Origin of the sequence: Demequina soli (assembly GCF_000971195.1) — a bacterium.
Lineage (GTDB): Bacteria > Actinomycetota > Actinomycetes > Actinomycetales > Demequinaceae > Demequina > Demequina soli.
This window is the reverse complement of the sequence record NZ_BBLZ01000001.1, coordinates 359,460-372,212: the sequence shown is the minus strand read 5'-3', so window position 1 is coordinate 372,212 and position 12,753 is coordinate 359,460. Positions and strand designations below refer to the sequence as shown.

The window sequence follows — 12,753 nt, the reverse complement described above, 5'->3', positions numbered from 1 at the left end:
CGTGCAGAGTGTCCGGCGCGTCCCGAGAGGAGAGCCGTGAGCCTGATCCGTCATCACATCGCCGGGGCCGAGGCCGGCGCCGGCGAGCGCACCGGCAGCGTGTTCAACCCCGCGACCGGCGAGGTCGTCGCCGAGGTCGCCTACGCCTCGATCGCCGAGGTCGAGCAGGCCATCGCGGCGGCGAAGGCCGCGCTGCCCGGCTGGCGCGCGACCGGCCTGATCAAGCGCGCGGACGTGTTCTTCCGCCTGCGTCACCTGCTGATCGAGCGTCAGGACGAGCTGGCCGCCATCATCACCCGCGAGCACGGCAAGGTGCTCGCGGACGCGAAGGGCGAGATCAGCCGCGGCATCGAGAACGTCGAGTTCGCGGCCGGCCTGGTGCACCACCTCAAGGGCGAGCACTCGGAGCAGGTCGCGCGCGGCGTCGACGTGCACTCGACCAAGCAGCCCGTCGGCGTGGTCGGCTGCATCACCCCGTTCAACTTCCCGGTCATGGTGCCGCTGTGGATGGCCGCGTCCGCGATCGCGTGCGGCAACACCGTGGTCCTCAAGCCGTCCGAGAAGGACCCGTCGGCGTCGCTGTTCCTCGCCGCGCTGTTCGAGGAGGCCGGCCTGCCCGCGGGCGTCCTCAACGTGGTCCACGGCGACAAGGTCGCGGTCGACACGATCCTCGACTCGCCCGACGTGCGCGCGGTGTCCTTCGTGGGCTCGACGCCCGTCGCCCGCGCGATCTACGAGCGCGGCACCGCCAACGGCAAGCGCGTGCAGGCGCTCGGCGGCGCGAAGAACCACATGATCGTCATGCCCGACGCGGACCTCGACGCCGCGGCCGACGCCGCCGTGTCGGCGGCGTACGGCTCGGCCGGCGAGCGCTGCATGGCGATCTCGGTCCTCGTGCCCGTGGGCCAGGAGACGGCCGATGCGCTGGTCGCCAAGGTCGCCGAGCGCATGGCGGTCCTCACCATCGGCGACGGCACCGACCCCGCCTCGGAGATGGGGCCGCTCATCACCCGCGAGCACCGCGACAAGGTGGCGTCCTACGTCACCGGCGCCGCGGCCGAGGGCGCGACCGTCGTGGTCGACGGCACCACGCAGGAGTTCGAGGGCGACGGCTTCTTCGTCGGCACGTCGCTCGTGGACCACGTCGCGCCCGGCATGAAGGTGTACGACGACGAGATCTTCGGCCCCGTGCTGGCCGTGGCCCGCGCATCGTCCTACGGCGATGCGGTGGCCCTGGTCAACGCCAACGCGTTCGCGAACGGCACCGCGATCTTCACGCGCGACGGCGCCACCGCCCGCGCGTTCGAGATCGACATCGAGGTCGGCATGGTCGGCATCAACGTGCCGCTGCCCGTGCCGATCGGCGCGTACTCGTTCGGCGGCTGGAAGGCCTCGCTCTTCGGCGACTCGCACATCTACGGCCCCGAGTCGATCCACTTCTACACGCGGAGCAAGGTCGTCACCACCCGCTGGCCCGCTCCCAGCGAGTCGCAGGTCGACCTGGGCTTCCCGAGCAACCACTGAGAGGCTGACATGACCCTCGAGACCGATGCGATGACGGGTGCGGAGGCGCGCGTGCGCGCCGACGACCGCGCCCACGTCTTCCACTCGTGGAGCGCTCAGGCGCTCATCGACCCGCTGCCCGTCGCCGGCGGCGCCGGCTCGGAGTTCTGGGACTACGCGGGCAACCGCTACCTGGACTTCGGGGCGCAGCTGGTCAACCTCAACCTGGGCCACCAGCACCCCGACCTCATCGCGGCGATCGAGCGCCAGGCCCGCAGCCTCGCGACCATCCAGCCGTCGTTCGCGAACGACGTGCGTGGCGAGCTCGCCCGCCGCATCACGGAGGTCGCGGGGGAGCGCTTCACCAAGGTGTTCTTCACCAATGGCGGCGCCGACGCGAACGAGAACGCCGTGCGCATGGCCCGCCTCTTCACGGGCAAGCGCAAGGTGCTCGCGATGTACCGCAGCTACCACGGCAACACCACCACGGCCATCTCCCTCACGGGCGACCCGCGCCGCTGGCCCAACGAGCCCGCCGACGGCTCGGTCGTGCACTTCATGGGCCCGTACGCGTACCGCTCGCCGTTCCACTCCGACAGCCCGGAGCAGGAGGCCGCCCGCGCGCTCGAGCACCTCGAGCAGACCATCATCCTGGAGGGCGCGTCGACCATCGGCGCGATCCTCATCGAGACGGTCGTGGGCACCAACGGCGTGCTCGTGCCGCCGCCGGGCTACCTCGCCGGCGTGCGCGCCCTGTGCGACAAGCACGGCATCGTCTACATCGCGGACGAGGTCATGGTCGGCTTCGGCCGCACCGGCGAGTGGTTCGCGTACCAGGGCCACGGCGTGTCCCCGGACCTCGTGACCTTCGCCAAGGGCGTCAACTCCGGCTACGTGCCGCTGGGCGGCGTGATCATCTCCGCGGAGATCGCCGCGCACTTCGACGAGCGCGCGTTCCCGGGCGGCCTCACCTACTCGGGCCACCCGCTCGCGTGCGCCCCCGGCGTCGCGACGTTCGAGGTGTTCGAGCGCGACGGCATCCTCGACCACGTCAAGGACCTGGGCTCGCGGGTCGTCCAGCCGATCCTCGAGTCCTGGGTGGAGTCCCACGCGTGCGTGGGCGAGGTCCGCGGCACGGGCCTGTTCTGGGCCGTGGAGCTGGTGCGCGACAAGGCCACGCGCGAGCCGCTCGTGCCCTTCAACGCGTCCGGCAAGGACGCCGCCCCGATGGGTGTGTTCGCGAAGGCGTGCAAGGACGCCGGCGTGTGGCCCTTCGTGCACTTCAACCGCACCCACGTCGCCCCGCCGCTGATCATCACCGAGGACGAGCTCCGTCGCGGCCTCGCGGTCATCGACGAGGCGCTGAGCGAGATCGACGCGCTCATCGCGTAGCCCGCCCTCATCCCCCGACCTCCCTCCACACGCGCTGGCGGCTGAGACCGCTCCCGCGATGCAGGTCACGTAGCGAACCCCGACGTACGCGCCGCGAACTGCGAAATTAGTGTGGAGGAGGGTCGGTGGGGTTGGGGGGCCGGGGGTGGGCGGCTCAGCCCAGCAGCCCCGCCGCGCGCAGCGCCGCCCACACCTGCGACCGGCCCGCGACGGTCGCGAGGTCGTGGCCCAGGAGCTCCTGCGCCGTCGCGAGGCGTGCGCGAACCGTGTGCCGGTGGACGCCGAGCGCCCGCGCCGCCGCATCGTGCGCGCAGTCGGCGGCGAACCAGGCCGCGAGGGTCTCGACCAGCGCGGTGCCCTGGGCCGCATCGTGCGCCGCGAGCGGCTCGAGCGCCCCGCGGGCGACGATGCGCGCCTCGGGGGAGTCCAGCAGCGACAGCACGCCCGCGCCGGGCAGGTCGCCGAACCGCGTCACGGGCCCGAGGCGGCGGTCGCGGGCGGCGCGCGCCTGCCCCAGGGCCTCGGCGATGCCGTCGAGGCGCACCGGGGTCGACACGCCGACGGCGCCGCCGTGACGCAGCACCAGCTCGTCGAGCAGGGGGGCGTCGTCCACGCCGAGCACGACCACGAGGTCGCCGTGCTCGGTCGCGTGCAGCGCCGCGACGCCACGCGCGTCGAGCCACCGGCCGGCCCCGCCCGTGTCCGCGAGGCGCTGGTCGGCCACGCCCACGACCACGGGAGCCTCCGGCAGGGGGGAGCCGGACGCGCGCGCGACCGCGGCGGCCAGGGCGACGTCGCCGCGCATCAGCGCCTCCAGGACGCCTGCCGCGAGGGTGTCGCGCGCGAGGTCGAGGTCCTGGCGCTGCTCGAGGGCGAGCGCCGCCATGGCGACGACCGTCGTGACGACGGCCCGGTGCTGCTCGTCGAGGTCCTCCGCCGCGATCGCGAGCACCGCGCGCAGGTGGCGGTGCTGACCCAGGGTCTGCAGGTGGAAGGCGCGGCCGCCGATCGTCGCGCCCGAGGTGGCCTGCGCGCCGCGCACGATCATCGCGGCGGCGTGCTCCCGCAGCGCCGCGACCGTGGCGGCGTCGACCCCGCCTCCCGGGTGCTCGTGCATGAGCGTGTCGGCGTCGACGAGCCCGACCCATGCGCCCAGCCGGCGGGCCAGCTCGGCGATCATCGCGCGCAGCCCGTCGGGTCGCAGCGCGGCGACGGCGACCGCCCGCTGCGCCTCGAGCGCCCACGTGCGGCGCTCGTACGCGACCGCGGCGAGCGCCTCCGCGTTGGCGCGCGCGAGCGCGATGAACGGCGTGTCGTAGGGCACCTCCCACAGCGGCAGGCGTGCGGCGAGGCACGCCGCGAGCAGCGGCTCCGGGATGCCCTCGCGGGCCACCTCGGTGCCGAAGCCCAGGCCGATCATCCCCGAGCGCGCGAGGCGCCTCACGTAGGCGGTGTACGCGGCGGGATCGTCGCCCGCGTCGCGGAACTGCGTGCCGGTGGTGAGCAGCACCATCCCGCCCGCGAGGAACGGCGTGGGGTCGGCGAGGTCGGAGCTGTGGATCCACCGCACGGTCGCGTCGAGCGCCCCGGGCGCGACGGCGTCCTCGGGGGTCGCGAGGCGCAGGTGGAGCTCCGGCCGCGCGAGCAGCGCGCGGATCGTGGGGGAGGCCATGCGCCGAGCGTGCCACCGTGGACAGTCCGGCGCAACCCGTTATACGCGATGGCGAGTGCGGCTCGCGCCCGCCCGGGCCTAGCGTCGCGACCATGACCACCCTCGACATCGCCGCCGACGGCGCCCCCGCCACCCTCGGTGGGCCCTCGCTCGCGCAGGAGCGCCGCCTCGTCACCGCCATCCCCGGTCCCCGCTCGCAGGAGCTGCTCGACCGCAAGGCCGCCGCCGTCGCGGCCGGCGTCGGCCACACCGCCCCGATCGCGGCGGTCGCCGCGGGCGGCGGCGTCGTCGTCGACGCCGACGGCAACTCGCTCATCGACCTGGGCTCCGGCATCGCCGTCACGAGCGTCGGCAACGCTCACCCCAAGGTCGTCGAGGCCGTCCAGCGTCAGGCCGCGCAGTTCACCCACACGTGCTTCATGGTGTCCCCCTACGAGGGCTACGTCGCCGTCGCGGAGGCGCTCAACCGCCTCACCCCCGGCGACTTCGCCAAGAAGTCCGCCCTGTTCAACTCGGGCGCCGAGGCCGTCGAGAACGCCATCAAGATCGCGCGCAAGTTCACCAAGCGCCCCGCGGTCGTCGCGTTCGACCACGCCTACCACGGCCGCACCAACCTCACCATGGCGCTCACCGCGAAGGCGATGCCCTACAAGAGCGGCTTCGGCCCGTTCGCGTCGGAGATCTACCGCGCGCCGATGTCGTACCCGTACCGCGACGGCCTGACGGGCGCGGAGGCCGCCGCCAAGGCGATCTCGGTGATCGAGAAGCAGGTGGGCGCCGACAACACGGCCGCCGTCATCATCGAGCCCATCCAGGGCGAGGGCGGCTTCATCGTCCCGGCCGAGGGCTTCCTGCCCGCGATCTCCGAGTGGTGCACCGCCAACGGCGTCGTGCTCATCGCGGACGAGGTCCAGTCCGGCTTCGCCCGCACGGGCTCGATGTTCGCGTCCGAGCAGCTCGGGCTCGTGCCCGACCTCGTCACCACGGCCAAGGGCATCGCGGGCGGCCTGCCGCTCGCCGCCGTCACCGGCCGCGCCGAGATCATGGACGCCTCCCACGCGGGCGGCCTCGGCGGCACCTACGGCGGCAACCCGATCGCCTGCGCCGCGGCGCTCGCCTCGATCGAGGCGTTCGAGACCGAGGGCCTGGTCGAGCGCGCCGCCGCGATCGGCGACGTCATGCTCGGCCGCCTCCGTGCGATGCAGGACGGAGACGCCCGCATCGGAGACGTCCGCGGCCTCGGCGCGATGGTGGCCATCGAGCTCGTCGACCCCGAGACGAAGGCGCCCGCGGCGGCCCTCGCCGGCGCGGTCGCCAGGCGCTGCATCGCGGAGGGCGTCATCGTCCTCACGTGCGGCACCTACGGCAACGTGCTCCGGTTCCTGCCGCCGCTCACCATCGGCGACGCGCTGCTGCACGAGGGCCTCGACGTCGTGGCGTCGGCCCTCGCCGCGGAGGCGTCCGCATGACCGCCACCGCCGAGCGCACGCTGCTCGACTCCGTCCCCACCCTGCTGCACATCGGCGGCGAGTGGGTCCCCGCATCGTCCGCCGCGACCTTCGACGTGCTCGACCCGTCCACGGGCGAGGTCATCGCGAGCATCGCGGACGCGACCCCGGAGGACGCCCAGCGCGCCCTCGACGCGGCCGTCGCCGCGCAGGACGCGTGGGCCGCGACGGCCCCGCGCGTGCGCTCCGACATCCTGCGCCGCGCTTTCGACCTGGTGCGCGAGCGTGCCGAGGACTTCGCGCTGCTCATGACGCTCGAGATGGGCAAGCCGCTCGCGGAGGCGCGCGGCGAGGTCACCTACGGCAACGAGTTCCTGCGCTGGTTCTCGGAGGAGGCCGTCCGCATCGACGGCCGCTACGGGTCCAACCCCGAGGGCACGGGCCGCATGGTCGTCTCGCAGCGCCCCGTCGGGCCCTCGTACCTCATCACGCCGTGGAACTTCCCGCTCGCGATGGCGACGCGCAAGATCGGCCCCGCGCTCGCGGCCGGCTGCACCGTCGTGGTGAAGCCCGCGGCCCTCACGCCGCTCACCACGCTGCTGCTCGTGAGCGTGCTGGAGGAGGCGGGCGTGCCCGCCGGCGTCGTCAACGTCATCACGACCACGCACTCGAGCGCAGTGACCAAGCCGCTGCTCGAGGACCCGCGCCTGCGCAAGCTGTCCTTCACCGGCTCGACCGAGGTGGGCCGCGCGCTCATCAAGCAGGCCGCGGACGGCGTGCTGCGCGTGTCGATGGAGCTCGGCGGCAACGCCCCGTTCCTCGTGTTCGAGGACGCGGACCTGGACAAGGCCGTCGAGGGCGCGCTCGCCGCGAAGTTCCGCAACATCGGCCAGGCCTGCACGGCTGCCAACCGGTTCATCGTGCACGCGTCCGTCGCCGACGAGTTCGCACGCCGCGTCACCGCGCGCGTCGACGCGATGCGCGTCGGCCGCGGCACCGAGGACGGCGTCACCATCGGTCCGCTCATCGACGACCGCGCCGTCGCGACCTCGCTCGCGCTCGTGGACGATGCGGTGGCCAAGGGCGCCGTCGTCGCCACCGGCGGCGCGGCGATCGACGGGCCGGGCTCGTTCGTGCAGCCCACCGTCCTCACCGGCGTCCAGCCGGGCTCGGACATCCTCTCGACCGAGATCTTCGGGCCCGTGCTCGCGATCGCGACGTTCGAGACCGAGGAGGAGGCGGTCGCGCTGGCCAATGCCACCGAGTTCGGCCTCGTGTCCTACGCCTACACCAGGGATCTTGCCCGCGGCCACCGCCTCATCGACTCGCTCGACACCGGGATGATGGGCCTCAACGCGGGCGTGGTGTCCAACGCCGCCGCGCCGTTCGGCGGCGTCAAGCAGTCCGGCATCGGCCGCGAGGGCGGCGCCGAGGGCATCCACGAGTACCTGTCCACCAAGTACACGCTCATCCCGAACGCCTGAGCGCGTTCCCTTCACCCCCCAACCGAGGAGAGACATGACCGGCTACGCAGTTGTGAACCCGGCCACCGGCGAGCGCCTGGCCGACTACCCGACGATGTCGGACGCGGGCGTCCAGGACGCGCTCGCCGCCGCCGACGGCGCGTACCGGGGGTGGCTGCGCTCGTCGACGGTCGCCGAGCGTGCCGCGCTCGTGCGCCGGGTGGCCGAGCTGCACCGCGAGCGCCGCGAGGAGCTCGCCGCGATCATCGTGCGCGAGATGGGCAAGCCCCTGTCCCACGCGCTCGGCGAGGTCGACTTCGCGGCCGACATCACCGAGTACTACGCGGACAACGCGGAGCGCATCACGGGCGACACCCCGATCGACATCCTCGGCGAGGGCACCGCGGTGATCCGCCGCAGCGCGCTCGGCGCGCTGCTCGGCATCATGCCGTGGAACTTCCCCTACTACCAGGTCGCACGCTTCGCGGCGCCGAACATCGTGGTCGGCAACGCGATCGTGCTCAAGCACGCGCCGCAGTGCCCCGAGTCCGCCGCCGCGATCGCGCAGATGTACGCCGACGCCGGCTTCCCCGAGGGCGTCTACGTCAACGTCTACGCGTCGAACGACCAGGCCGCGACGATGATCGCGGACCCGCGCATCGCGGGCGTCTCGGTCACCGGCTCCGAGCGGGCCGGCTCCGCGGTCGCGTCCCTCGCGGGCCAGCACCTCAAGAAGGTGGCGCTCGAGCTCGGCGGCTCCGACCCGTTCATCGTGCTGTCGACCGACGACCTCGACTCCGTGGTCGCGGGCGCCGTCGAGGCGCGCATGGACAACTCGGGGCAGTCGTGCAACGCGCCCAAGCGGTTCATCGTCATCGACGGCCTCTACGACGCGTTCCTCGAGAAGTTCACCGCCGCCATGGTGGCGTGCAACGCCGGCGACCCGTTCGACGAGGCGTCGGACATCGGCCCGCTGTCGTCGCTCGCGGCGGCCGAGCGCCTCGACGCCCAGGTCTCCCGCGCCGTGGAGCAGGGCGCGACCCTGGTCGCCGGCGGCAAGCGCGACGGCGCGTTCTTCGAGCCGACCGTGCTGACCGACGTCACGCCCGCGATGGACGTGTACCGCGAGGAGCTGTTCGGCCCCGCGGCCGCCGTGTACAAGGTGACGTCCGAGGAGGAGGCGGTCGCCCTGGCGAACGACACGTCCTTCGGGCTCGGCTCGTACGTCTTCACCACGGACCCGGAGCAGGCGGATCGCGTCGCGGACGCGATCGAGGCCGGCATGGTCTACGTCAACTGCGTGCTCGCGGACAGCCCCGAGCTGCCCTTCGGCGGCGTGAAGCGCTCCGGCACCTCGCGAGAGATGGGCCTGCTCGCGGCGGACGAGTTCGTCAACAAGAAGCTCATCCGCGTCGCCTGACGCATCGCCTGCCGCGCCCGGCGCGCGCCCCTGCTCTCCCGGGGGTGCGCGCCGGGCGCTGTCGCGTCTGTGCGCGGGAGCGGGCGGGGTGCCTGCGGCGTGGGCGCGATGACCGGGTTTGCTGCGGATCCAGGACGGGTTTCCGCACAGTGGCAGCGCCTGGTGTGATCGGCTGCTGACGAGCCAGAGGCCGAACCGGAGGCCGAACCGGAGGGCGAGCCGGGTGACGCGAGGGCTGCGTGCGGCGTGTCTGTGCGGTGCGCTGGGCGGCCCGATCGCAGTGTCGTCTGCCGCTGACGCGATCGGCCGCTCAGGTCCGCAGGATCCGATGCCGTTGTCGCGACGGGCGTCGCCGCCTATACCCCCTGGGGTATTATTCCCCGCATGACCCGCACCCTCCGCGCCGCCTCTCTTGCCGCCGCCACGCTCCTGCTCGCCACGACCCTCGCCGCATGCTCGGCCGACTCCGGGCCCGTCGCCTTCGACGGCGGCCACGTGTCCGCCGACCGCTTCGCCGAGGCGGTCGCCCAGGACGGCGTCACCGTGATCGACGTGCGCACGCCCGAGGAGTACGCCGCGGGCCACCTGCCCGGCGCCGTCAACATCGACGTCTCCGCGACGACCTTCGACGCGCAGGTCGGCGACCTCGACCCCGCCGCCGACTACGCCGTCTACTGCCAGTCGGGCAACCGCTCGCGCGCCGCGATCGAGGAGATGGCCGCCGACGGCGTCGAGCACACGGTGGGCCTCGACGGCGGCATCTCGGCCTGGGGCGGGGGGGTCGTCGCCGACTGACGCCGGCGCGCCGCGTCAACCCGCGCGGCGGGACGATCCGCGCCCACCCGGGATGCGCATCGTCCCCTCGACAGGTGTCGAAAACGCCTGGTCAACATACCCCATGGGGTATGAAATGCCTGGTACTAGGCCCATGGTCCCCGGGACCTCTGCCCCGCGAGATCGGGGCGGGCCGCCCCTAGCGTGGAGGTCATGGGGATCGAGGCCCGGAGGGGGCCGGCACCCGGCACTTAGGAGCCAGACAAAGATGACCACCACCGCCCCGGAGAGCGCGACCACCGACGTCGCCGCCGCGATCGACACTCTCGTCGCCAACGCGCAGGAGGCGCTCGACGCCTACAGCGTATTCACGCAGGACGACGTCAACCTCCTCGTCAAGAAGGCCTCCGTGGCCGCCCTCAACCAGCACGGCGAGCTCGCCGTGCTCGCGGTCCAGGAGACCGGCCGAGGCGTGTTCGAGGACAAGGCCGTCAAGAACATCTTCGCGTGCGAGCACGTCACGCACTCGATGGGCCCGATGAAGACCGTCGGCATCATCAACGAGGACCCGATCAAGGGCATCACCGAGATCGCGGAGCCCGTCGGCGTGGTCGCCGGCGTCACCCCGGTCACCAACCCCACCTCGACCGCGATCTTCAAGTCGCTCATCGCGCTGAAGACCCGCAACCCGATCATCTTCGCGTTCCACCCGAGCGCCCAGAAGTCCTCGGTCGCCGCCGCCAAGATCGTGCGCGACGCGGCCATCGCGGCCGGCGCCCCCGAGCACTGCATCCAGTGGGTCGAGACCCCCTCGCTCGAGGCGACCAACCTGCTGATGAACCACGACGGCGTCGCGCTCATCCTCGCGACCGGCGGCAACGCCATGGTCAAGGCGGCCTACAGCTGCGGCAAGCCGGCCCTCGGCGTCGGCGCGGGCAACGTCCCCGCCTACGTGCACAAGTCGGCGGTGCTCGAGCGCTCGATCAACGACCTCGTGATCTCCAAGGCCTTCGACAACGGCATGGTGTGCGCCTCGGAGCAGGCCGTCATCCTCGACGCCGAGATCTACGACAAGGCGCTGGCGCTCTTCGACCGCCTCCACGCCTACAAGGTCACCCCGGCCGAGAAGGCCAAGCTCGAGGAGTTCATCTTCGGCGTGACCGCCTCGGGCGAGAACTGCGCCGGCGCGAAGCTCAACCCGAACGTGGTGGGCAAGTCGCCGCAGTGGATCGCCGAGCAGGCCGGCTTCTCCGTGCCGGAGGAGACCTCGATCATCCTCGCCGAGGTCTCGACCGTCGGCGAGAGCGAGCCGCTCACCCGCGAGAAGCTGTGCCCCGTCCTCGCGGTCCTCAAGGCCGAGTCGACCGAGCAGGGCCTCGACTATGCCGAGCGCATGGTCGAGTTCCACGGCCTGGGCCACTCGGCCGCGATCCACGCGACCGACGACGCGCTCATCAAGGACTTCGGCAAGCGCTGCAAGGCCATCCGCATCATCGTGAACTCGCCCTCGAGCCACGGCGGCATCGGCGACATCTACAACGCGTTCATGCCGTCGCTCACCCTCGGCTGCGGCTCCTACGGCCACAACTCGGTGTCGAACAACGTCACCGCGGTGAACCTGATCAACGTCAAGCGCATCGGCCGGAGGAACAACAACATGCAGTGGTTCAAGGTGCCGGCCAAGACGTACTTCGAGCCCAACGCGATCCAGTACCTGCACGACATGAACGGCGTCGAGCGCGTCACCATCATCACCGACGCGACCATGACCCGCATCGGCATCGTGGACAAGGTCCTCGACGTCCTCAACCGCCGCTCCAACAACGTGTCGGTCCAGATCATCGACAACGTCGAGCCCGAGCCGAGCGTCTCCACCGTCCGCAAGGGCGCCGAGGTGCTCCGCGCCTTCAAGCCCGACACGATCATCGCCGTCGGCGGCGGCTCGCCGATGGACGCCGCGAAGGTCATGTGGCTGCTCTACGAGCACCCTGAGGTCGACTTCGCGGACCTCAAGGAGAAGTTCTTCGACGTCCGCAAGCGCGCGTTCCAGTTCCCGAAGCTGGGCGAGCTCGCCAAGCTGGTCTGCATCCCGACCACGTCGGGCACCGGCTCCGAGGTGACGCCGTTCGCGGTGATCTCCGACCCGGAGAACGGCCGCAAGTACCCGCTCGCCGACTACGCGCTCACGCCGACCGTCGCGATCGTGGACCCGGTCCTCACCGCCGCCCTGCCGTCGCGCGTCGCCGCCGACTCCGGCATGGACGCGCTGACCCACGCGACCGAGGCGTTCGTCTCGGTGTACGCGAACGACTACACCGACGGCCTCGCCCTGCAGGCCATCAAGATGGTCTTCGAGCACATCGCGGAGTCCGTGAACAAGGGCCCGAACCAGGACAAGGCCCGCGAGAAGATGCACAACGCCGCGACCATCGCGGGCATGGCCTTCGCCAACGCCTTCCTGGGCCTGGTGCACGCCATGTCGCACGTGACCGGCTCGACGTTCCACGTCGCCCACGGCCGCACCAACGCGATCTACCTGCCGCACGTCATCCGCTACAACGGCAAGGTCCCGACCAAGCCCGCCTCGTGGCCCAAGGCCGAGTCCTACGTGGCCCCCGAGCGCTACCAGCAGATCGCCAAGCACCTGGGCCTCCCGGCCTCGACCCCCGAGGAGGGCGTGGAGTCCTACGCCAAGGCCGTCGAGGAGCTGCGCGACGCGGTGGGCATCGAGCGCTCGTTCAGCCAGGTGGGCGTCGACGAGACCGACTTCATGGCCTCGCTCGACACGCTCGCGATGAACGCCTACGCCGACCAGTGCGCCCCTGCCAACCCGCGCCTTCCGATCCTCGAGGACATGAAGGTGATGATGGAGGCCGCGTACTACGGCATCACGTGGGACGAGGTGAAGGCCAACCGCAAGGCCGAGGCCGCTCCCGCCGCCAAGACCCCCGCGAAGAAGGCCTCCGCCAAGAAGGCCTGACCCGCGGCTCCTCCTCGAGGCCCCCGACCCCCCTCCGGAGTCGGGGGCCTCGTCGACTCGCAATGACAGATGTGGCGGGTGGGACGAGGGATACCTCGTCC

General features: G+C 72.1%; 8 protein-coding genes. 7 read left to right on the top strand and 1 reads right to left on the bottom strand.

Annotated elements, in window-relative coordinates; genetic code table 11:
- Nucleotides 1-36: 36 nt before the first annotated feature.
- Together AOM04_RS01775 and AOM04_RS01770 are read left to right on the top strand one after the other, a co-directional pair.
- Nucleotides 37-1,524, top strand: a complete 1,488-nt coding sequence (locus tag AOM04_RS01775; RefSeq protein ID WP_062461359.1) for a CoA-acylating methylmalonate-semialdehyde dehydrogenase — start codon at nucleotides 37-39, stop codon at nucleotides 1,522-1,524.
- Between the two features lie 9 nt (nucleotides 1,525-1,533).
- Entirely contained in the window at nucleotides 1,534-2,895 is a 1,362-nt protein-coding gene (locus AOM04_RS01770; protein WP_062461356.1) for an aspartate aminotransferase family protein, read from the top strand.
- 154 nt (nucleotides 2,896-3,049) lie between these two features.
- Here AOM04_RS01770 and AOM04_RS01765 read toward each other — a convergent pair whose 3' ends face one another.
- Entirely contained in the window at nucleotides 3,050-4,567 is a 1,518-nt protein-coding gene (locus AOM04_RS01765; RefSeq protein WP_062461353.1) for a helix-turn-helix domain-containing protein, read from the bottom strand.
- A gap of 92 nt (nucleotides 4,568-4,659) precedes the next feature.
- Between AOM04_RS01765 and gabT the strand changes: the two genes are divergently transcribed.
- The 5 genes from gabT to adhE all read left to right on the top strand — a co-directional run bounded on the left by gabT (nucleotide 4,660) and on the right by adhE (nucleotide 12,652).
- On the top strand, nucleotides 4,660-6,036 hold the full coding sequence (gabT, locus tag AOM04_RS01760; RefSeq protein WP_062461350.1) for a 4-aminobutyrate--2-oxoglutarate transaminase: 1,377 nt from the start codon (nucleotides 4,660-4,662) through the stop codon (nucleotides 6,034-6,036).
- Nucleotides 6,033-7,499, top strand: coding sequence for an NAD-dependent succinate-semialdehyde dehydrogenase (locus AOM04_RS01755; protein ID WP_062461348.1), 1,467 nt, complete (start codon nucleotides 6,033-6,035; stop codon nucleotides 7,497-7,499). The genes gabT and AOM04_RS01755 overlap by 4 nt, the downstream gene beginning before the upstream one ends.
- 34 nt (nucleotides 7,500-7,533) lie before the next feature.
- Entirely contained in the window at nucleotides 7,534-8,898 is a 1,365-nt protein-coding gene (locus AOM04_RS01750) for an NAD-dependent succinate-semialdehyde dehydrogenase (RefSeq protein WP_062461345.1), read from the top strand.
- Nucleotides 8,899-9,282: 384 nt separating this feature from the next.
- Complete coding sequence (locus AOM04_RS01745; RefSeq protein WP_062461342.1) at nucleotides 9,283-9,693, top strand: rhodanese-like domain-containing protein; 411 nt, start codon at nucleotides 9,283-9,285, stop codon at nucleotides 9,691-9,693.
- A 247-nt stretch (nucleotides 9,694-9,940) separates the two neighbouring features.
- On the top strand, nucleotides 9,941-12,652 hold the full coding sequence (adhE, locus tag AOM04_RS01740) for a bifunctional acetaldehyde-CoA/alcohol dehydrogenase (protein WP_062461339.1): 2,712 nt from the start codon (nucleotides 9,941-9,943) through the stop codon (nucleotides 12,650-12,652).
- The last annotated feature ends 101 nt before the right edge of the window (nucleotides 12,653-12,753 follow it).

Bases quoted from the DNA above. Each gene is read 5' to 3' on its own strand.
- AOM04_RS01770 (WP_062461356.1), top strand. From the start codon at position 1,534: ATGACCCTCGAGACCGATGCGATGACGGGTGCGGAGGCGCGCGTGCGC.
- AOM04_RS01765 (WP_062461353.1), bottom strand. From the start codon at position 4,567: ATGGCCTCCCCCACGATCCGCGCGCTGCTCGCGCGGCCGGAGCTCCAC.
- gabT (WP_062461350.1), top strand. From the start codon at position 4,660: ATGACCACCCTCGACATCGCCGCCGACGGCGCCCCCGCCACCCTCGGT.
- AOM04_RS01755 (WP_062461348.1), top strand. From the start codon at position 6,033: ATGACCGCCACCGCCGAGCGCACGCTGCTCGACTCCGTCCCCACCCTG.
- AOM04_RS01750 (WP_062461345.1), top strand. From the start codon at position 7,534: ATGACCGGCTACGCAGTTGTGAACCCGGCCACCGGCGAGCGCCTGGCC.
- AOM04_RS01745 (WP_062461342.1), top strand. From the start codon at position 9,283: ATGACCCGCACCCTCCGCGCCGCCTCTCTTGCCGCCGCCACGCTCCTG.
- adhE (WP_062461339.1), top strand. From the start codon at position 9,941: ATGACCACCACCGCCCCGGAGAGCGCGACCACCGACGTCGCCGCCGCG.